This window comes from Alteromonas sp. D210916BOD_24 (assembly GCF_047159385.1).
Lineage (GTDB): Bacteria > Pseudomonadota > Gammaproteobacteria > Enterobacterales > Alteromonadaceae > Alteromonas.
On sequence record NZ_AP038333.1, the window covers coordinates 1,074,972 to 1,095,954 of the forward strand.

The window sequence follows — 20,983 nt, forward strand, 5'->3', positions numbered from 1 at the left end:
AGGCACTGTGTCTGTTTTTATCGTGGGTGAAACGCCATGATTGATAGCCATTGCCATCTTAACTTACCCGCCCTCGCCGATAATGTTGAATCTGTACTTCGCGAAGCGCTGAACGCGGGTATAACACGCATAATGGTGCCTGGTATCGATGAGGCATCGTGGCGGGTTATACAACAGATAAGCGATAAGTATACGTCTTTGTTGCCCATCGATACTGCCATTGGTTTTCACCCTTATTTTCTGACGCAACACTCACTGGCTGGTTTACATGATTCTGCTGGTATCAGTGATAAAATAGATCAATTAGAACAGGCCGCTCACCAGCGTCATTCATCAGTTAAGGCGATTGGTGAAACTGGTTTAGACGCACATATTCAAATACCCATGGCCCTTCAGCAAGAAGCGCTAAAAGCACATCTTATGGTGGCTGTAAATTTGGGACTACCCGTTATCCTTCATCATAGAAAAAGCCATCATTTATTATTGGAAGCGCTTAAAGCTAATCCAGTAGAACGTGCAGGGGTTATCCACGCTTTCTCAGGCAATGTTGATGTGGCCAAACGCTATCTCGATAACGGCTTTTACCTTGGATTAGGCGGCACGATCACCTACCCACGAGCACGTAAAACCCGAGACACCGCCACATTTTTACTCAAACACCATCCAGAGCGCATTCTATTGGAAACCGACGCGCCAGATATGCCAATGTATGGAAGGCAAGGGCAAGCTAACAAACCTCAATATCTCTGCGAGGTCGTTTCGGCACTGTCAGCGTTAGGCGACCTTGATACTCAAACTATTATTGACACCACGACGGCAAACTACCAGAAACTATTTTTGAATTAGCGCAAGCGGCTTTTGTGCTGCAAAAGCCAGGCTTTGAACCTGCGTCGAATCCAAGTGTTCAGTTTAACGCTGAGGTATACGCCGCTCGAAAAGCCCGTCTCAAAAAATACTCACTTTACGAGGTGAGTTTGCTTTAAAGACGGAGAAGATGGGGCTTTTCTTTTAAAAGGGTCTTTTTGAGTCGATAGCTTGGAGCAACCAGGGGCGGAATTTATAAAAACCGCGAGTGAGGTATATACCCATCATCAGGGCAAGAAAAACCAAAATGAAAGCAATAAATGTAAGCTGATAACGCAGAGTCAGTGGACTTTCGAGCATAGCTTGTGTGTCCATATGGACGTTGAGGTAACCCAATACATCCCCGTCGTTATTTTCGATAGCGGCCACATATGAAAGGGGCGTCACTCCCTGAGATTGACTCATTGCAACTATGCTGTCTGTTCTAGGCAGTGGTCCAATATAGCGCCCATCTCTGTCGAATACCGCGAGTGCAAGAATATGGGGCTCTTCCATTAGGACAGAGACCACCCTTTCGATATGAGAATTTTGTTTTACTCGCGATTCATTGTTGTCAATCTGGCCTTGCATTACCTCATCTAACGGGATGTCTGAGGTGACTTGCAACAACTTGGCGTACTGACGAGCAATGCTTTCTCCTGCAAATTGGGTTTGCACTATAAGCCAGTCGTTTTGATACTGCTGAAATAATAAAACTAATACCACTCCCAGCGCTAACACAGTGCTGACTACTAGGGTATGAAAGAGCCTTTTCAATGCAGTGTATAGCGAGTGGGATTCACTGTTTGAGGTCGACGTCGCAACTTCACTAGCGTTTGCCAATACAAGTATCCATTTAATCTAAAGCGATAAGATAACAGTAGGATAGTTTGAATTAATTTAAAAGAGGTTATTTTATTAGTCGTACTAATTGGGTAGCATGGCTTCACAGAGTGAAACCGAAGGGCAGTGTTTGTCGCCCACTACTTCATTGTTAGAACCTGTCTAAGTAGATGTCTATCCTTCTCAGTTCTTGCCTTGAATAAATACACGACAATTCGCTGCGAAACTGAAAAGTAAATCATTAAGCCCCAAGGACATCATTGCAGTGCAACCGAAGATCATACCGTTTTTTAATCACCCGCACGGTGACACATCTCATAACGCCAGCGAATTAAGCGCCATCTTGAGTAAGGCCAATAATGACAAACCATTTACACACACACTGACACTAAGTGCACAGGCACTAACGCCCTATATTTTGCATGGTGTGTTGTTAAAAGTTGTTGATGTATTCGAAGCGGTAAGTATGAACTATCACCACTTTCATCAAAGCTTTGGTGATGATGTAGTGGAAGTGAGAGGGCATTTGAAGGAGATTCATCGCGGATTGCTAAATAGCCTTCTAGACGACATTTCACAACGCTTTCACATCGACCTGGCCATACAAGCAAACAGACCGACATTGCGTGCGCCCGGGTTATTGGTCATGGACATGGACAGCACCGTCATTGCGATTGAATGCATTGATGAAATTGCCAAGCTTGCCAACGTGGGTGATCTAGTTGCCGAGGTAACAGCGAAAGCAATGCGGGGAGAAATTGCTTTTAACGAGAGCTTAGTACATCGAGTTGCTTGTTTGGAAGGTGTTCCCCAGTCGCACCTTTCAACGATCCGCGACAGCCTGCCCATTATGCCAGGAATTCAAACCTTGCTGTGCACGTTGCGCCAACATAATTGGAAACTGGCGATAGCATCTGGTGGTTTTACCTACTTTGCCGACCACCTAAAAACCAGATTGAATCTTGATTATGCCATTTCTAACGTGCTGGCTATTGAAGATGGCCTGTTAACGGGTAAGGTAGAGGGTGAAATTATTAACGCAGATGTCAAAGCGCGTACCGTTAATACCCTTGCTACCCAGTGGGGGATCCCAAAAGCGCAAACGGTTGCCATGGGCGATGGTGCGAATGATTTGGTCATGATGGCAGAGGCTGGCCTAGGCGTGGCATGCCATGGTAAACCCTTAGTCAATGAAAAAGCAGATGTTGCAGTACGAGTGGGAAGCCTTCATCGAATGCTTTACTTTCTCGACAAATAGCAGGCTGAGCGGCAGTATCGAATAATTTTTTTGGGTAAGTGGAGAAACTGGCACTACTAATTGCAGTGCCAGCTTTTCACAACAAGTCGGCGTTAATGAACCTTAGAGGAAATACTCTTTAGCGTTCGGTTGGCATTGATATCTTCTGGACTAAATCCGTATCGAATAAGTACTTCATCAGTTACATCAACGAGGTGAGAGCAAGCCGTAATACTCCACATTTTCTTTTCTAACTCACGTGCCCGGTGGAGTGCATACATAGTGACATAATTGATTTCAGTCTGAAGCATGGTCATATCCGGCTTACCTGTAGTGGTCAGCATCATATGAATAGCAATGAATTGACCTCTTGCCATCGCTTCTTTAATAAATACTCTTCGCTGTTCATTATCAGCAAACTTATTGGAGTATCGCGGGATAATGGCCATCCGAGGATCTTTTTGCGACACGTCAAAAGAGATAAACAGCTCTTCTCTTAAGGGCATGTTCTCCAATTTCACGGTTTTAATTCCGTTTTTCAAAAAAGGCGCATCTTGTTTGCGATCGCGGAAAAAGAGCTCAAGATTGACTTCACCGGCATCAGCAAAGTGTGTTGTTAATGCAGTTATCCGCTTATCTTGTTTACCTACAATACAGGCTTGTGGGATATACCGTATGCCTTCTTTACCCAATAAAAAGGATAGTGATGTGGCATTACGGGCATTAATACAGCGCAGGGCGTGACCAATACCTGGAATTTCTTCTTCGTCAGACTCGACCTTAAGGCTATTTTTATTCTTTTTAATGAGCTCATCGAAAAAATTGCGGGCGCTCTTACCTTCCTCTCCCGGTGCGGCCTTAAGGTGTAAAATATTCTTCTCAACATTGTGATAGATGATTTCATACTGCAGGTGCATGACATCAAAGTTGGAAGTGATCTGCTGTAATCGCGGAAATGCTACTTCAACGCGGCCCTCTAAGTTACCTTCGTATTCCTTGCTTAGTTCAATACGAAGGCCAAGCCCATGAACGGAGATGTCTTCGCTTATCCCTTTATGGGTTGCGCCGTCACTGTTAAAGGTTACTTCAATTTGGGTACGCAACTGATAGCGACTTTCAATACGCTGCTCCTGGTATTTAAAGCGCACAACTTGAATGTTCGATGCTTCGCGATTACGCGAATGACCGAAATTTCTCAGATGAGATAAGTTGTCGCGATTGAATTTTACCTCGCTGTATGTCTCTTGCCCAACAATGGAAGTGACATCGGTGACGTGTGCCAAATAGCGAAGGTTTTTCAAACGGGACATCAGTCGGGCAGAAGGCGGCGTATTGAGCTTCTTAACCTTAGTGCCCACTGAATCTGGCAACGACAGTGTGATGTGTGCCTGTTGCGGATCCATATCGGTCAACACAAGCTTAAAGACACGCCAGCTGGCCTTGCGCGACCCAAAACCGAAAAAGACATTCATTAATACAGATTTTTTCTGTAGTTCTTCAAATGACGCTGAATAGAAGTAAACTTTTTCGCCCTGCAGGTGGGTAAAGCTAAAGACAAATATTTCACGCTCATTAGCGGGTTTGTTCAAGAGTGATTTAAGCCGCTCTTGGGAAAGCAAAAAGTTCAGCCGACAAGCGTTTTCCTCATCTTTCCAGTAATCAATGGTTTCGCGGTTGATCTCATTCATCATGGCAAAATGAGGCACCAGTGTCCCGTCAATGACATCGATAAATACCGGGAGAGTTGGGCTACGCGGCGAGAAATATTGTTCGCATATTTTACTGGTGATAGCTTCAATGGTGTTGTTCATATTGACTTTATAACGGCGCTTGTTGCCGTGAATAAAGTTCTCTAAAAACTTATCAAACACCGCGTTTGGATAGTCTTTATCGCGCTTTAGCGCCAAATAATTCACATCGTTTTTCGAGGTGATATTGATGAGTTTATAAGCAATGCCATTCTTTTTATCCAGCGCGAACTCATTTTCAAGCCCCCTGAAATAGATGAAAAGCGTTTCCCCTTTGTTAAAGCGAGCATCTTTGGCAATTTTAACTTGCAGCCCTTCTAGAGAGATATCGACGCTGAGGCCGCGAATAGATTGGTTGGCGCTGTTGAAAATCTCTACCGCCACCGCAAAATTCATTCTCTCGGTATTGCGCTGCTGGTAATCGAGTAAGTTTACCGTAGGGACTTTAAACTGCTCTAAAACCGCCGAGCGTTTCTTTAGCTCAGGATTTTCTTTGTCCGCCCGTTCTTGCTCCAGCTCTTTTTCCCGCAAAAGGCGAAAGTTGTTCTCTGTATTTTGTACCGCTTCATACACGCCGTAGGTATAGCGTCCAAATACGCGTATTTGCTCCTCGAATTTATCGACGGCAATTTCGTCCATGTAGTGACTGCGGCCCTCGTGAACATATTTGGTGCATTTTCCATCCACGTGTCCGCGCAAGTCGATAGTGCGCATGCACGGTTTGGCTAATCGCTTGACTTCCATTTTTATTAAGAAGCGTTTTTCCTTTGGAACATCGGCAGCAATTTGAAGCAATACCTTATTAAAATCTGGCTCATCAACAACAGGCTTTAGCTGCTCAATAATATCAGCATATTGCTTTAAATCTTGACTCATGAATGCGCAACTTTTTTGTTAACTATCATTATTTTAATTCTTATCGGCCAAACAGCAAATCACATTAATATTAGGGCGTGTGGACTTTTGATGCTGTCTTCGCGTTTGTTCTTAATAAACTATTCTAAAGTGGTAGAATACCCCTTTTATGACACGGATAAAACTGGAATATGGCAAAACGTAAAACAGCTTATGTATGCGCAGATTGTGGCGCTGAGTTTCCCCGCTGGCAAGGGCAGTGTTCTGAGTGCAAGGCATGGAATACCATAAGTGAGTTTGTCGTCGCGAGCGCTAAAAGTGCACCACGTCATAGTACTTCAGGGTACGCAGGGCAGACTGCGGCGAAAATTGAAACGCTTAATGCCATCGATTTAGCGGCGTTACCCCGTTTTAGTTCCGGTTTTAAAGAACTCGACCGCGTGTTAGGCGGGGGAATTGTGCCCGGTGCGGCTATGTTGATTGGCGGCTCTCCGGGAGCGGGTAAAAGCACGTTGTTGCTGCAAGTCATGTGTCAAATGGCGAAAAATGAAACGGCGCTATATATTACCGGGGAAGAATCGTTACAACAGGTTGCCATGCGGGCAAAGCGTCTCAATTTACCTGACGATAAGCTAATGATGCTTGCCGAAACGAATGTGGAAACGATTTGTGATCTCGCGCTCACTAAAAAGCCGAAGATCATGGTCATTGACTCCATTCAGGTCATGCATGTCTCAGATGTTCAATCAGCACCAGGCAGTGTTTCACAAGTGCGCGAAAGTGCTGCATTTTTAACCCGATTTGCTAAGCAACATCACATCGCCATGTTTATTGTTGGTCACGTCACTAAAGATGGTAATCTTGCTGGCCCCAAAGTACTTGAACACTGTATTGATAGCTCGATGATGCTGGAAGGTGAAAGCGATGGTCGTTATCGCACCTTACGCAGTCACAAAAATCGCTTTGGCGCGGTCAATGAACTAGGCGTTTTTGCGATGACCGAAAGGGGGCTTAAAGAGGTCAGTAACCCTTCTGCCATATTCTTAAGTCGTGGTGACAATGAAACACCTGGATCAAGCGTCATGGTGATTTGGGAAGGTACCCGACCATTGCTAGTAGAAATTCAAGCGTTGGTTGACTATTCACAGATGTCTAATCCTCGACGTATCGCGGTGGGTTTAGATCAGAATCGTTTGTCTATGCTGTTGGCGGTGCTACATCGTCATGGCAACGTACAAATGAACGATCAGGATGTATTTGTTAATGTCGTCGGTGGCGTGCGTGTATCGGAAACCAGTGCTGATCTGGCACTGCTGTTGGCGATGATTTCCAGCTTTAGAAATCGTTCTTTACCCCGTGATTTAATCGTGTTTGGTGAAGTGGGTTTGGCTGGTGAAATACGGCCGGTACCCAATGGTACAGAGCGTATCATTGAAGCAGCGAAACACGGTTTCAAACGCGCTATTGTACCTAAGGCAAATGCGCCAAAGCAGGCTGTTACTGGTATGAAAGTGGTTCCGGTCGCGAGACTTTCCGATGCGCTAGATGCCTTAGAGTAAGGTGCCTTTAACGAAAATGGCAAAAAGCGCCAGAGAAACTACTGCGGCGCTTTGTAAACGGCATCAACCAAAGCATTGAGATCTTTTTCTTCAATGCTTGCGTCTTCACTGTTGAGCAATATTAATCGACGCAAGGCGCTGACACTTTCCAAATCCATCGATTCTACTTTGCACCCTAAAGAAACCACTTCTTTTCGGTTATCGGCGTGCCGATACAATTGTGATATGTGAAGGGTAATGACTGGACTGTCTTCATTAGCCTGGAAAGTGGCTTTATAAGGGTCGTGACTATCAAACGGAAGCGTAGCAAGTGCCGACTCTGAGGCTTGCAGTTTTATCCCTTGAAGGGACACATCACTGACAATGACATCAATTGTCGTATCGTTGTGGGCAAGTTTGCCATTGACGTTTAATGTTACTCGCTGAAACTGGCGCTTGTCCGTCATTTATAATCACCTTTATTGTCTTTTTGCCAAACAGTATTGGCTAAGAAACTCCAGTTATCAACTAAAAGCCTGATAAATAAAAAAGCCTTCACGAACAATCCGTGAAGGCTTTTCTTTGCTCTACACTAAGTTTACTTAGCCATGCGCTTGTATTTCAAGCGATGTGGCTCGACGACATCCTGCCCGAATTCTTGTTTTAACCAGCTCTCATAATCAGAGTAGTTACCTTCGAAGAAGTTAATTTTACCTTCATCGCGATAGTCCATGATGTGCGTGGCTACACGGTCAAGGAACCAACGGTCATGCGAGATAACCATGGCACAGCCGGGAAATTCCAACAGGGCGTTTTCCAATGCACGAAGCGTTTCAACGTCCAAATCGTTAGTTGGCTCATCCAGTAGCAAAACGTTGCCGCCTGCTTTTAACAGTTTTGCCAAATGCACACGGTTGCGCTCACCACCCGACAAATCTTTAATGAACTTCTGCTGATCGGTGCCTTTAAAGTTAAATCGGCTGCAGTAGGCACGGCTGTTAATTTCAAAATTACCAATGCGGATAATGTCCTGCTCGTCAGAAATTTCTTTCCATACTGTGTTGTTTTCGTTCATATGATCGCGGAACTGTTCCACCGCAGCAATTTGAACGGTTTCACCTAAATCGATGGTTCCTGAATCAGGTTGCTCAGTACCGGTGAGCATTCTAAACAGGGTAGATTTACCTGCGCCGTTAGGGCCGACAATCCCCACAATGGCACCTTTAGGCACTTTAAATGACAGGTCATCAATAAGGACACGATCACCGTAAGACTTCTTCAGATTAGTCACTTCGATAACTTTGTCACCTAAGCGTTCACCCGGCGGAATGAAGAGTTCGTTGGTTTCGTTGCGCTTTTGGTAATCACTGGTTGAGAGCTCTTCAAAGCGCGCCATACGCGCTTTACTCTTAGCATGGCGACCTTTGGGATTTGAGCGAACCCATTCCAATTCCTGTTTCATGCTCTTCATACGCGCCGTTTCGGTGCGCTCTTCTTGCTCTAAGCGATTTTCCTTTTGTTCCAACCAAGAAGAGTAGTTACCTTCCCATGGAATACCTTCACCACGGTCAAGTTCTAATATCCAACCCGCCACGTTATCGAGGAAGTATCTATCGTGGGTAATGGCTACCACAGTACCTTCATAATCGTGAAGGAAGCGCTCAAGCCATGCTACCGATTCTGCATCCAAGTGGTTGGTCGGTTCGTCGAGAAGCAGCATTTCTGGCTTTTCTAACAGCAAACGGCATAGCGCAACACGGCGACGCTCACCACCCGATAGTTTGCTGACATCAGCATCCCAAGGGGGAAGGCGCAGCGCATCAGCAGCGCGCTCAAGCGCGTTTTCCAAGTTGTGACCGTCTTTGGCCTGAATGATTGCTTCTAGTTCACCTTGCTCTTTTGCCAGCGCATCAAAATCTGCATCTGCCTCTGCATAGGCCGCATAAACTTCATCTAGACGGGTTAGCGCGTGTTTAACGTCGGCTACCGCTTCTTCAATGTTACCGCGTACGTCTTTTGTTTCGTCGAGCTGCGGCTCCTGTGGCAGATAACCCACCTTTAGACCAGGTTGAGGACGAGCCTCACCTTCTATATCGGTGTCAACACCAGCCATTATGCGCAATAAGGTAGATTTACCTGCGCCGTTTAGACCTAGCACACCAATTTTGGCGCCCGGGAAAAAGCTAAGTGAAATATTTTTAAGAATGTGTCTATTCGGTGGAACAATTTTGCCCACGCGGTGCATACTGTAAACGTATTGAGCCATGCTCTATCCTCGCTGAAAAAGCGGTGAAAAATAAAATTTTGCGGTTTGGTGGCGTATTCTACTCGTAACCGCCTAGTTTGTGCCAGTGGCTTACACAACTGAAAATTGCACTTGATGATATTTTAAGCATTTACCCGAAAAAGTGCGATAAAACATCGGTGGGTGTGACGATTTAAGGTAAACTCAATCATCTTAACTTTGGGCATCGTGCGTAAACGCAATCGATAAAAACGCCAGACCGTTTGCCGCGGCAAGGTTTTACAGTAGCTCCAACGGGCGATGCCTTTTACAAGATATGACTAATACATCGGGACAGGTAAGAAAAGATGACCACCATGAACAAACGCACGTACAGTCTGCAGGAACTTGCAAAACACGTTGGTGGAGAAGTGCACGGCGATAGTAATGTAGCAATCTCTGCGGTAGGTACTTTGTCGGGTGCCCAAGCTCATCAAATCTCATTTTTAACTAATGCTAAATATAAGCCCCAGTTAAAGGACACCAGTGCGGGTGCGGTTATTGTTCACGACAGTCTGAAAACAGACTGTCCGGTTCCTGCTTTAGTAGCTGCAAACCCACATGCAGCATTTGCCCTCATCGCTCAGTTGTTTGACACGACACCCGCAGTTGCAACTGGTATAGCTGACTCGGCTGTGATAGCGGCCTCTGCACGTATAGGCAGTGATGTGGCGTTAGGGCACAATGTTATTATTGAAGACAATGTTGTGCTTGGGGATAGAGTGACAGTGGGAGCCAACTCTGTCATTCGCAGAGGCACCCAAATCGGCGAGGAATGTATTATTCACCCTAACGTGACTATTTATCACGATGTGGTTATCGGAAAACGCGTGACTGTGCACAGTCAAACCGTTATTGGTGCAGCGGGATTTGGGTACGCAAACGACAAGGGGGTTTGGATACCCATTCCTCAAACGGGGTCTGTGCGGATCGGTGATGATAGTCAAATAGGTGCAAGTAGCAGTATCGACCGAGGTGCAATGGAAGATACAATTATAGGCACCAATGTGATTATTGATAATCAGGTTCAAATTGGCCACAACTGTATTATTGGCGACCATTCATGTATCTGCGGTGCTACGGGAATTGCCGGTAGTTGCCACATTGGTAAGCACGTTATCATTGGCGGCGGGGTAGGCGTTAATGGTCACATTAGCATATGCGACAATGTGCAGATAACAGGCTACACCATGATAGTCCAAGATATCACTGAGCCCGGGGTCTATTCATCTGGACAACCCGCACAGAGCAACCGGGAATGGCGCAAAAACACAGTGAGATTGCAAAAAATAGGCAGTTTGTTTGACCGTGTGAAGGCACTGGAAAAACAGGTCTGATCACACGCTGGCGCAGGGAATCCGTAAATCCTGCGCCATTTGTATTAATTTGGTCATAAAGCGGTATACAAGCAACCGAAAATGACTAGAATATGGCTCGAATTTGAGCAATCAGTGCGAACTACCAATCCGCATGCCATATTAAACTGCAGTTAAGGAGCCCCCATGTTTTCTCGCGAAATGAACATAGCTGACTTTGACCCTGAATTAGCCGATGCCATGGCAAAAGAGGTTGAGCGTCAAGAACATCACATCGAGCTTATTGCCTCTGAGAACTATTGTAGCCCACGTGTTATGGAAGCGCAGGGCTCACAGCTTACTAACAAGTATGCAGAAGGCTACCCTGGCAAGCGTTACTATGGTGGTTGTGAACACGTAGACGTGGTAGAGCAATTGGCCATCGACAGAGCGAAAGAACTGTTTGGAGCAGATTACGCGAACGTACAACCACACGCCGGTTCACAGGCTAACTCAGCGGTATTCATGGCATTACTGGATGCGGGTGATACAGTACTGGGTATGAGCCTTTCTGAAGGTGGTCACCTTACTCACGGTTCACACGTAAACTTCTCTGGTAAAACCTACAATGCCATTCAGTACGGTCTAAATAAAGAAACCGGTGAAATTGACTATGCGCAAGTAGAAGCGCTGGCTAAAGAACACAAGCCTAAAATGATTATTGGCGGTTTTTCTGCTTATTCGGGCATTGTTGACTGGGCAAAATTCCGTGAAATTGCAGATAGCGTTGGAGCATACCTTTTAGTGGATATGGCTCACGTGGCAGGTCTAGTGGCAGCGGGTGTGTATCCTAACCCGCTACCTCATGCTCATGTGGTAACGACGACTACGCATAAAACGTTAGCAGGCCCGCGCAGTGGTTTAATTTTGTCGTCATGTGGTGACGAGACCATCTACAAAAAACTGAACAGCTCGGTGTTCCCGGGTAATCAGGGTGGCCCACTATGTCACGTGATTGCGGCAAAAGCGGTAGCATTCAAAGAAGCACTTCAACCTGAGTTTAAAGCATACCAACAACAGGTTGTGGCAAATGCCAAGGCCATGGTAGCGGTAATGAAAGAACGCGGTTATAAGATTGTTTCTGGTGGCACAGATAACCATTTGTTCTTACTTGATCTTATCGACAAGGACATTACCGGTAAGGATGCAGATGCTGCGCTAGGCGCCGCTAACATTACGGTAAACAAAAACTCTGTTCCCAATGATCCTCGTTCGCCGTTTGTGACAAGCGGTTTGCGAATTGGTAGCCCGGCTATTACCCGTCGTGGTTTCAAAGCAGAAGAAGCGAAGCAAGTGGCAACGTGGATCTGTGACATTCTTGACAACATGGGCGATGAGTCAGTAATTAAGCGTGTACAGGGTGAAGTTGTTGAACTTTGCGCTAAGTTCCCGGTTTACGGATAAGTAGATCACACTGTCTTTTATTGCGTACTTTGCTACTACTGTTAGTCTAAGTACGCAATAATTAATAGGATATTTTATGTTTTGCCCTTTTTGTTCAGAACAAGAAACAAAAGTGATTGATTCTCGTTTGGTTGGAGAAGGGCAACAAGTGCGCAGACGCCGAGAGTGTATGGTCTGTCACGAGCGCTTTACCACCTTTGAAAGTGCTGAATTGGTCATGCCGCGCGTTATCAAACGGGATGGCTCACGTGAGCCATTTAATGAAGATAAGCTCCGCGCAGGTCTACAACGCGCCCTTGAAAAGCGACCTGTTAGTACCGAAAAGGTGGAACAGTGTATTTTATCCCTCAAATCCCAACTGCGCGCCACCGGTGAACGAGAAGTAGCAAGCGAACTACTGGGCACGTTAATTATGAAAGCCCTTAAAGAGCTCGACAAAGTGGCATACGTTCGTTTTGCCTCAGTGTATCGGTCTTTCGAAGACATTCGTGAGTTTGGAGAAGAAATAGCACGTCTTGGAGACTAGAATCCACGTGGATCACGCGACTATAAAAAACGATTATTTTTGGATGGCACAGGCTATCCAACTCGCCAAAAAAGGGCGCTTCACTACCTCGCCCAATCCCCGAGTCGGCTGTGTAATTGTCGATGAAAACAACAAACTTATTGGTCAAGGCTATCATGTTCAGGCGGGTACGCCGCACGCGGAAGTACATGCGTTAAATCAGGCCAATACCCGTTCTGTGCAAGGTGCAAAGGGGGCGACAGCGTATGTTACCCTAGAGCCCTGCAGTCATTTTGGAAGAACGCCCCCTTGTGCGAAAGCGCTAATCGATGCGCAGGTAGCACGGGTTGTATTGGCCATGACAGATCCTAATTCCAATGTGTGTGGCAATGGTATACGCATGTTGCAAGAGGCTGGAATCGACGTAGTCAGTGATATAATGGCCGCAGAAGCCGCTGCACTTAACCCGGGTTTTATTAAGCGAATGTTGACGGGTAGGCCCTATGTTCGCGTTAAGTTGGGAATTAGCTTAGACGGTAAAATAGCCTTACAAAACGGGCAGAGTCAATGGATAACCGGGTCTGATGCCAGACGAGATGTGCAGCGCTATCGCGCGCAGAGCTGCGTGGTACTCACGGGGTCAGGAACAGTGAATGCAGATGATCCCAGTTTGTTGGTAAGAGATAGTGAGGCACAACTTAATGATTACCCATTACCGCATCTTCGCCAACCGGTTCGGGTAGTCGTGGATAGTAGCCACACCATTGGTCATGATTGTCAATTGCTAAGCGATGGACACCTGACGCTGATTGCGACGACCGCGCCGCAACCGGATACCGCTTCGCGCCATTATTTACAGGTTGCAGATAAAGGCGGCAAGGTGGACCTCGCCGATTTACTCAGAGCGTTAGGTGATAAACAATACAACGAAGTTTGGGTTGAAGCAGGTCCTGGTCTCGCGGGTGCGCTACTCAACGAGGGGCTGGTCGATGAACTCATTTGCTACCAGGCTCCTAAATTGTTGGGAAATACAGGCAAAAGTATGGTGGAGCTACCTGTTTTTACCTCACTTGACCAATCTATTTCGCTGTCACTTATTGAAAACCGTCAAATCGGTAACGATATTAAGCTTATCTTCCGTCCCGACGCGAGTAATTAAGTTCGCTATTCGCGATAACGAGGAAATTTATGTTTACTGGAATTATTGAAGCGTTAGGTACCATTACCAAATTAGATAATCGCGGTACCGATATACGTTTGACCGTATCATCCCAGACCCTTGATATGTCTGATGTCGCCCTAGGTGACAGTATCGCCACAAATGGCGTGTGTTTAACGGTAACCGATTTAGGAGACAACTTTTACTGTGCCGACGTCTCTGCTGAAACTATCAAACTCACTGGCTTTGCGCATTACACCACCGGCTCAAAAGTGAATTTAGAAAAGGCAATGAGACCCACCGATCGCTTTGGCGGTCATATTGTCTCGGGCCACGTGGACGGGGTTGGAACAGTATCAAATATTATCAAACACGCCGAATACATTGAGTTTTGGGTCAAAGCTCCACAGGAAATCGCAAAATATATCGCCCATAAGGGAAGTATTACCGTGGATGGAATCAGTCTAACCGTGAATGAAGTTAACGGCGCGGAGTTCATGCTGTGGATAATCCCGCATACCCTGAAAGAAACCATAATGGGCAATTATAAAGTGGGAACAGCAGTAAACTTAGAAGTGGATGTCATCGCACGGTACTTGGAGCGTTTGATGCTAGGTGATAAAGCCGCTGAGCCCGCCAAAAAAGGCATTGATATGGCATTTCTTGCCGAGAACGGATTTTTAAAAAAATAACCCTACAAGAAGCACACATTATGGCATTTAACACCACACAAGAAATTATTGAGGATATTCGTCAAGGTAAAATGGTTATCTTGATGGATGACGAAGACAGGGAAAACGAAGGTGATCTTATCATGGCGGCCGAGCATGTGACGCCAGAAGCAATTAACTTTATGGTCACTCATGCACGCGGACTAGTGTGCTTACCCATGACTCAAGAGCGTTGTCGCAAACTAAACCTACCATTAATGGTAGATAAAAACGAAGCGCAGTTTTCCACTAATTTTACGGTTTCTATTGAAGCCGCCACAGGGGTTACTACAGGTATTTCTGCGGCAGACCGGGCGACAACAATTAAGGCCGCCGTCGCTAAAGAAGCCAAGGCGACCGACATTGTTCAGCCGGGACATATTTTCCCTTTGATTGCGAAGGAAGGTGGCGTACTTAATCGGGCGGGTCATACAGAAGCGGGCGTAGATTTACCGCGTTTAGCCGGGCTTGAGCCCGCAGGGGTCATTGTAGAAATTCTCAATGAAGATGGCAGCATGGCGCGCCGTCCCGAGTTAGAGAAGTTCGCTGCTAAGCACAACCTAAAAATCGGTACCATTGCCGATTTAATTGAGTATCGCAATTTAAACGAAACCACTATTCAGAAAGTTGCACAATGTCACATGCCAACAGAGTATGGTGACTTTGAACTTCACACATTTAAAGACAGCATAGACAATCAACTTCATTTCGCATTGAAGAAAGGCGAAATCAAAGAAGATGAGCCGACGCTAGTTCGTGTACACCTTCACAATACTTTTAGTGATCTTCTTGGCTCTACTCGCGGTATCCATCGCTCGATGACGCTAGCAGATGGCATGCGCAAAATTTCAGAAGAAGGCGGCGTGTTAGTGCTATTAGGTAAAGAAGAGCACATTGAAAGCCAAGTACGTCGTTTTGCTGCAGAAGATAGAGGCGAGCGCCCAACGGGTGCTGACTGGCAGGGTTCATCACGCACTATCGGCGTGGGCAGCCAAATTCTTGCGTCTATGGGCGTACATAAGATGCGCCTGCTTAGTAAGCCAATTAAGTACCACGCGCTTTCAGGCTATGGCCTTGAAGTAGTGGAGTACGTGCACGACTAGTGCTGAGTACGTGTACTCAGTTACACTTAGATAGTGCGCGGAGGGGGCATGTCCGCAAGTGACTGATAGATAGAGTGGGGCAGCAAGCTCGGTTGTGAACCCTCCACCGCATGGATGCGGTGGCGGAGCGTACAGGGATGTATTCACCGCGTGTTCACCACCGAGGTTGCTGCCCCAATCAGCTTTGGTCAGCAGTACAAATAGAAGTTAAAGAAACAATCGATTTAGTTTGGGCGCAGTTGTGGTATACTTCGCGCCGTTTTTTCTCGAGGAATGAATCCATGCAGGTAATTGAAGGTAATATCAGAGCAACCGGTAAGAAGTTTGCTATCGTTGTATCACGCTTTAATAGCTTTGTAGTAGAAAGCTTACTAGAAGGGGCTTTAGACACCCTAGAGCGTCACGGTGAAGTAAGTGATGACGATATCACGTTAGTACGTGTACCTGGTGCTTACGAATTACCTGTAGTGGCTAAAAAATTAGCAGAGAAAAAGTCATTTGACGCTATCATTGCATTAGGTGCGGTGATCCGCGGTGGTACTCCACACTTTGATTTTGTTGCAGGCGAATGCAACAAAGGTCTTGCGCAAGTATCGCTTGAGTATGGCGTACCCGTTGCGTTTGGCGTCATTACAACAGATTCAATTGAACAAGCTATCGAGCGTTCAGGGACCAAAGCGGGCAATAAAGGTGCAGAAGCTGCACTGGGTGCGCTTGAAATGGTTAACGTTATCGATGCTGTTGAAAAGCTTTAAGGTAAACATTAAGTGAAAGTTTCAGCTCGTCGTAAAGCCCGTGAACTCGCCTTGCAGGGTGTATATTCATGGCAAATGAGTCACAACGATATTCAGCAGGTTGAGCTAGCGCTAGCCACCAGCAACGACATGCAAAAAGTAGACATGGCATATTTTCAAGCTTTGTTGCGCGGTGTAGCGCACAATGCAAGTAAGCTTGATGCCACTATTAAGCCTTATCTTGGTCGTTTGCCTGAAGAGTTAGATGCAATTGAGAAAGCCATCTTGCGCATAGCGACACTGGAACTGACAGAGCGTATTGATGTGCCATACCGTGTCATTATTAATGAAGCAATTGAACTGGCTAAAGCATTTGGCGCTGAAGAAAGTCATAAGTTTATTAATGGTGCATTAGATAAAGCTGTGCGCACATTGCGCAAAGACGAGCGCGATTAACCTACAGTAGCAGCATGGAATGCTGCTAAAAGGGTTTAACAATATTGTGAAAGAATTTGATCTTATCGGCCGCTATTTCTCTGATTGTGGCCACAAACGCAAAGACGTAGTTATCGGTGTAGGTGATGACTGCGCCGTCACTACGGTTCCGGAAAACCAACAGCTTGCGGTGACGACTGATACGCTAGTCGCTGGTGTACATTTTCTCAATGATGCGCCTGCCAAGTCTGTGGCCTATAAAACTGTTGCGGTGAACTTAAGCGATTTGGCCGCCATGGGGGCTGAACCTGCCTGGATAAGTCTGTCGCTGTCATTACCCGATATTAATGAAGCGTGGTTAGACGATTTTGCATCAGGCCTGTATGAACTTACCCAATATTATTCAGTTCAACTGATTGGCGGAGATACGGTTAAAGGCCCAATGGCCATGACGATCACGGCTCAAGGTTTTATTCCACCAGGCTCTGAGTTGACTCGAAGTGGGGCGAAGCCAGGCGATTGGGTGTATGTAACAGGGACTTTAGGGGATGCTGGAGCAGGGCTTGACATTCTTCAAGGTAAACTTGAAGTATCGGGCGAGGCAAAGGACGTGCTGATCAACCGACATTATTTCCCCACTCCTCGTGTTGCCGTCGGTACTGCAATTCGCCGAATTGCCACGTCGTGCATTGATATCTCTGATGGATTAATTTCAGATTTGGGACATATCCTTAAAGCGTCTAACTGTGGCGCCAATGTCCATGTAGAAAAATTGCCTTTGTCCCGTGCACTAACCAGCGCTGTTGAACCTGAACAGGCCATTGAGTACGCCTTAAGTGCCGGTGATGATTACGAGCTCATCTTCACCGTGGGTGAAGAGCAGCGGGGAAACCTTGAAACTTCACTAGCCAGTACCAACGTGAAAGCAACGTGCATTGGCCAGTTAACGGGGCAGTCTGGTGCGCTTTCATTGTTCAAAGATAGCGAAAAATTCACGCCGAAAAATACATCCGGTTACGAGCACAGTTTCGAGACCTATTAAAAGTAGCTATAAAGAGACCTATCTATGCAGCCTGAATATCGTGCTAGAGTGAGTTTAAAGAACCCAATTCATTTTCTAGCATTGGGGTTTGGAAGTGGACTTGTCCCTTTTATGCCCGGCACGTTCGGCTCACTGGCTGCATTGCCTTTACTCTTGTTGTGTACTCAAGTATCGATTATCTCCTTTATCGCCTTAACGCTGATATTCAGTGTGGTGGGTATCTATTTATGTGGCAAGACCGCAGACGATATGCAGGTGCACGATCACGGCTCTATCGTGTGGGATGAAATTGCGGGCATGTTCGTGACATTCCTATTCATCCCATTGTCGGCGTCGAGTTTGTTGGTGGGCTTCTTGCTATTTCGTCTTTTTGATATTTTGAAGCCTTGGCCAATCGGTATTATCGACAAGCGCTTACACGGGGGTACAGGGATTATGCTTGATGACATCTTAGCCGGTGCAATGGCCTGTGGGTGTTTGCATATGTTAATGTTGTTTTGGCCGGCGGTGCTGAAAATTTTCTAAATCCGAACGATCTATTTCACAAACGTCGCACTGGTTCAGACAGTTCCCTGAACGCGTATAGCGTTCATATAACAATATCAATCAGCCCAGTTTACCAATTTAATGAGGAAGTAAGCGATTCAAGTGCTCCTCGTTAAAATCCTCTAATGTGTTAAGTACTATATCGGCTTTTTCAAAGTCGCATGGTATTTTATACGTCGAAGAGGGAACAACCACGGTTTTGAGTCCTGCAGCCCGGGCTGACATCAACCCAGAGTGTGTATCTTCAAAGGCAATACATCTAGAGGGGTCGACACCTAGTTTTTCGACAGTGGTCAAATACACTGCTGGATGCGGCTTACCTTGCACTTCCTGAGCTGATGACGAAGTGCAATCGAAGTACTTAGCAATGTTTAACCTATCCAATACTACTGGGATCAGCGTGGCTGGCGCGTTAGTGGCAAGGCCAATTTTAAACCCTTTGCATTGGAAGAAATGTAATATCTCCTGCACGCCAACCATTGGGTTTCCCGATCTGCTGATAAGCGCTGAAACTCGCTCTATGACATCATTTTCGATTTGTTCTAAGCTTTTTCCTTGCCAAGGAAAACGTTGATACCAGAACTCTGTTACTTGCCGAGTTGTCATCGATGCTGTCTGGGCTGACAAGGTATCGGTCACTTTCACGCCCACAGAGGTAAATACTTGCTGTTCAGCGCGCTTCCAAAAAGGCTCGGAATCGATAAGCGTACCGTCCATATCGAAAATGACCGCTTTCATCTGTTTGCGCAGCCTTTATTTAAATGACAAAAGTTGCTTGGCGGCGGCCATGATACCTTCGCTATCCAAACCGTGTTCTTTGTACATTTCTTGCTGTGTGCCTTGCAAAATAAAACTATCAGGCAGCCCCAACAATTTTACGGATTTTACTATTCCGTGTTGTTGCAGATGTTCCAATACTGCACTACCAGCCCCACCCATAATGCATCCATCTTCAAGGGTGATTAAAACATCGTGCTCATTGGCTGCGCTCAACACCGCTTCACCGTCGAGGGGTTTAACAAAGCGCATGTCAATTACTGTCGCGTCAAGTTGCTCTGCGGCTTCAAGTGCATAAGGCAGTAAGCAACCAAAGCTCAAAATTGCAATGCGCTTACCTTTGGATGCTTGAGATTGGCGACAAGTACGGGATATGCCCACTTCAAGCGCTGTCATGGTTTGCTCAGGCGTTACACCCATGCCAGCACCGCGAGGATAGCGAACTGCCGCAGGCTTTTGTAGCTTATGACCGGTATAAAGCATCTGGCGACATTCGTTCTCATCAGAAGGTGCCATAACGACCATATTGGGAATGCAGCGCAAAAAGGCAATGTCGAAAGCCCCTTGGTGAGTAGGACCATCTGCACCAACTATTCCGGCTCTATCGATTGCAAACAAAACGGGTAAGTTTTGAATAGCCACATCGTGAATTAGTTGGTCATAGGCACGCTGCAGGAATGACGAATAAATAGCAACAACGGCATTCATACCGTCTTTCGCAAGGCCGGCACCAAAGGTCACCGCATGTTGTTCTGCAATAGCTACATCAAAGTATTGCTCAGGAAAGCGTTGCGAAAATTCTACCATGCCGGAGCCTTCACGCATGGCTGGGGTAACCGCCATTAGCTTGGGATCTTGTGCTGCCATATCACATAGCCACTGGCCAAAAATAGCAGAGTATGTAGGAGCCGACGGCTTCGATTTTGGTAATGCATTATCGGCAGGGTTGAATTTAGGTACTGCGTGAAACTTAATTGGATCTTCTTCGGCCACTGCGTAGCCTTTGCCTTTCTTGGTAACCACGTGAAGCAACTGGGGCCCTTCAAATTTACGCATATTGCGAAGGGTATCCACCACTGCATTTACATCGTGGCCATCAATTGGGCCGATATAATTAAAGCCAAGTTCTTCAAAAATAGTGCCAGGCACTACCATGCCTTTCAAATGCTCTTCTGCGCGGCTGGCAAACTCTTTGATTGGGGGCACATTACTTAGTAACTTCTTGCCACCGTCTCGAATAGAATTAAAGAAATTACCTGTAAGCAAACGGGCAAGGTGGCTATTTAGCGCACCCACATTCTCAGAAATTGACATTTCGTTGTCGTTTAGCACAACCACCATGTCTTTTTTGATGTCCCCGGCGTGGTTGAGCGCTTCAAATGCCATTCCCGCTGTCATTGCTCCATCACCTATCACCGCCACAACTTTGCGATCTTTTCCTTCTTTCTCTGCGGCAACTGCCATACCCAAAGCTGCACTGATCGAAGTAGAAGAGTGACCCACAGCGAAAGTGTCATAGTCACTTTCAGGTGGCCAAGGGAAGGGGTGTAAACCATTTTTCTGACGAATAGTGCTCATTCGTTCGGCACGGCCAGTGAGTATTTTGTGCGGATATGCTTGGTGGCCGACATCCCATAAAAGGCGGTCAAAAGGCGTGTTATACACGTAGTGCAACGCAACGGTTAACTCTACTGTGCCTAGGCCAGATGCAAAATGTCCACTGGTCTGACTGACGCAATTAAGCAAATACTCACGTAATTCATCAGCGAGTTCACGAAGCTTATCTTGAGGCAGTTGTCTCAATTTATCAGGCGTTTGCGCAAGCGCAAGCGTTGGGTAATGTTGGAGATCTAAACTCATTTACT

The 20,983-nt window shown here is 46.2% G+C and carries 19 protein-coding genes; 13 read left to right on the forward strand and 6 right to left on the reverse strand.

What is annotated here, in order from left to right; translation table 11 throughout:
* Positions 1-36 precede the first annotated feature (36 nt).
* The gene (locus ACMCM8_RS04675; protein WP_412725948.1) at positions 37-846 is read left to right on the forward strand and encodes a TatD family hydrolase; all 810 of its coding nucleotides are present in this window, start codon (positions 37-39) and stop codon (positions 844-846) included.
* A 162-nt stretch (positions 847-1,008) separates the two neighbouring features.
* On the opposite strand, the gene ACMCM8_RS04680 is transcribed toward ACMCM8_RS04675, so the two are convergent.
* A complete protein-coding gene (locus ACMCM8_RS04680; protein ID WP_412725950.1) occupies positions 1,009-1,686 on the reverse strand; it encodes a hypothetical protein in 678 nt (225 codons plus the stop codon).
* Positions 1,687-1,951: 265 nt separating this feature from the next.
* On the opposite strand from ACMCM8_RS04680, the gene serB reads away from it, so the two are divergent.
* A complete protein-coding gene (gene serB / locus ACMCM8_RS04685) occupies positions 1,952-2,944 on the forward strand; it encodes a phosphoserine phosphatase SerB (RefSeq protein WP_412725952.1) in 993 nt (330 codons plus the stop codon).
* Between the two features lie 92 nt (positions 2,945-3,036).
* Here serB and ACMCM8_RS04690 read toward each other — a convergent pair whose 3' ends face one another.
* Positions 3,037-5,547 (reverse strand): PilZ domain-containing protein, encoded by a 2,511-nt coding sequence (locus ACMCM8_RS04690; protein WP_412725954.1) that lies wholly within the window; start codon positions 5,545-5,547, stop codon positions 3,037-3,039.
* A 170-nt stretch (positions 5,548-5,717) separates the two neighbouring features.
* Between ACMCM8_RS04690 and radA the strand changes: the two genes are divergently transcribed.
* Positions 5,718-7,085 carry a DNA repair protein RadA gene (radA, locus tag ACMCM8_RS04695; RefSeq protein ID WP_412725956.1) on the forward strand — a complete coding sequence of 456 codons (1,368 nt, stop codon included), beginning with the start codon at positions 5,718-5,720 and terminating at the stop codon, positions 7,083-7,085.
* Between the two features lie 38 nt (positions 7,086-7,123).
* Here radA and ACMCM8_RS04700 read toward each other — a convergent pair whose 3' ends face one another.
* The gene (locus ACMCM8_RS04700; RefSeq protein WP_412725958.1) at positions 7,124-7,531 is read right to left on the reverse strand and encodes a PilZ domain-containing protein; all 408 of its coding nucleotides are present in this window, start codon (positions 7,529-7,531) and stop codon (positions 7,124-7,126) included.
* Between the two features lie 131 nt (positions 7,532-7,662).
* Positions 7,663-9,330, reverse strand: a complete 1,668-nt coding sequence (gene ettA / locus ACMCM8_RS04705) for an energy-dependent translational throttle protein EttA (protein WP_412725960.1) — start codon at positions 9,328-9,330, stop codon at positions 7,663-7,665.
* A 326-nt stretch (positions 9,331-9,656) separates the two neighbouring features.
* Here ettA and lpxD point away from each other — a divergent pair, with 326 nt between their 5' ends.
* From lpxD to ACMCM8_RS04755, 10 genes are all read left to right on the forward strand, one after another.
* The gene (lpxD, locus tag ACMCM8_RS04710) at positions 9,657-10,685 is read left to right on the forward strand and encodes a UDP-3-O-(3-hydroxymyristoyl)glucosamine N-acyltransferase (RefSeq protein ID WP_412725962.1); all 1,029 of its coding nucleotides are present in this window, start codon (positions 9,657-9,659) and stop codon (positions 10,683-10,685) included.
* A 165-nt stretch (positions 10,686-10,850) separates the two neighbouring features.
* The gene (gene glyA / locus ACMCM8_RS04715; protein ID WP_412725964.1) at positions 10,851-12,107 is read left to right on the forward strand and encodes a serine hydroxymethyltransferase; all 1,257 of its coding nucleotides are present in this window, start codon (positions 10,851-10,853) and stop codon (positions 12,105-12,107) included.
* Positions 12,108-12,183: 76 nt separating this feature from the next.
* A complete protein-coding gene (gene nrdR / locus ACMCM8_RS04720) occupies positions 12,184-12,633 on the forward strand; it encodes a transcriptional regulator NrdR (RefSeq protein WP_412725966.1) in 450 nt (149 codons plus the stop codon).
* Between the two features lie 7 nt (positions 12,634-12,640).
* The gene (gene ribD, locus ACMCM8_RS04725; protein WP_412725968.1) at positions 12,641-13,771 is read left to right on the forward strand and encodes a bifunctional diaminohydroxyphosphoribosylaminopyrimidine deaminase/5-amino-6-(5-phosphoribosylamino)uracil reductase RibD; all 1,131 of its coding nucleotides are present in this window, start codon (positions 12,641-12,643) and stop codon (positions 13,769-13,771) included.
* Positions 13,772-13,800: 29 nt separating this feature from the next.
* Positions 13,801-14,463, forward strand: a complete 663-nt coding sequence (locus ACMCM8_RS04730) for a riboflavin synthase (protein WP_412725970.1) — start codon at positions 13,801-13,803, stop codon at positions 14,461-14,463.
* Positions 14,464-14,483: 20 nt separating this feature from the next.
* Complete coding sequence (gene ribBA / locus ACMCM8_RS04735) at positions 14,484-15,584, forward strand: bifunctional 3,4-dihydroxy-2-butanone-4-phosphate synthase/GTP cyclohydrolase II (RefSeq protein WP_412725972.1); 1,101 nt, start codon at positions 14,484-14,486, stop codon at positions 15,582-15,584.
* Positions 15,585-15,865: 281 nt separating this feature from the next.
* A complete protein-coding gene (gene ribH / locus ACMCM8_RS04740) occupies positions 15,866-16,339 on the forward strand; it encodes a 6,7-dimethyl-8-ribityllumazine synthase (protein WP_014998929.1) in 474 nt (157 codons plus the stop codon).
* A 12-nt stretch (positions 16,340-16,351) separates the two neighbouring features.
* Positions 16,352-16,774, forward strand: a complete 423-nt coding sequence (gene nusB / locus ACMCM8_RS04745; RefSeq protein ID WP_012518940.1) for a transcription antitermination factor NusB — start codon at positions 16,352-16,354, stop codon at positions 16,772-16,774.
* Positions 16,775-16,820: 46 nt separating this feature from the next.
* On the forward strand, positions 16,821-17,795 hold the full coding sequence (gene thiL / locus ACMCM8_RS04750; protein ID WP_412725974.1) for a thiamine-phosphate kinase: 975 nt from the start codon (positions 16,821-16,823) through the stop codon (positions 17,793-17,795).
* Between the two features lie 24 nt (positions 17,796-17,819).
* Positions 17,820-18,320, forward strand: a complete 501-nt coding sequence (locus ACMCM8_RS04755) for a phosphatidylglycerophosphatase A family protein (protein WP_412725976.1) — start codon at positions 17,820-17,822, stop codon at positions 18,318-18,320.
* A gap of 99 nt (positions 18,321-18,419) precedes the next feature.
* Here the strand turns inward: ACMCM8_RS04755 and hxpB are convergent, their stop codons facing one another.
* Both hxpB and dxs read right to left on the reverse strand, forming a co-directional pair.
* Positions 18,420-19,079 carry a hexitol phosphatase HxpB gene (gene hxpB, locus ACMCM8_RS04760; protein WP_412725978.1) on the reverse strand — a complete coding sequence of 220 codons (660 nt, stop codon included), beginning with the start codon at positions 19,077-19,079 and terminating at the stop codon, positions 18,420-18,422.
* Between the two features lie 15 nt (positions 19,080-19,094).
* Positions 19,095-20,978: a 1-deoxy-D-xylulose-5-phosphate synthase gene (dxs, locus tag ACMCM8_RS04765; RefSeq protein WP_412725980.1), complete on the reverse strand. Its 1,884-nt coding sequence runs from the start codon at positions 20,976-20,978 to the stop codon at positions 19,095-19,097.
* Positions 20,979-20,983: the final 5 nt, after the last annotated feature.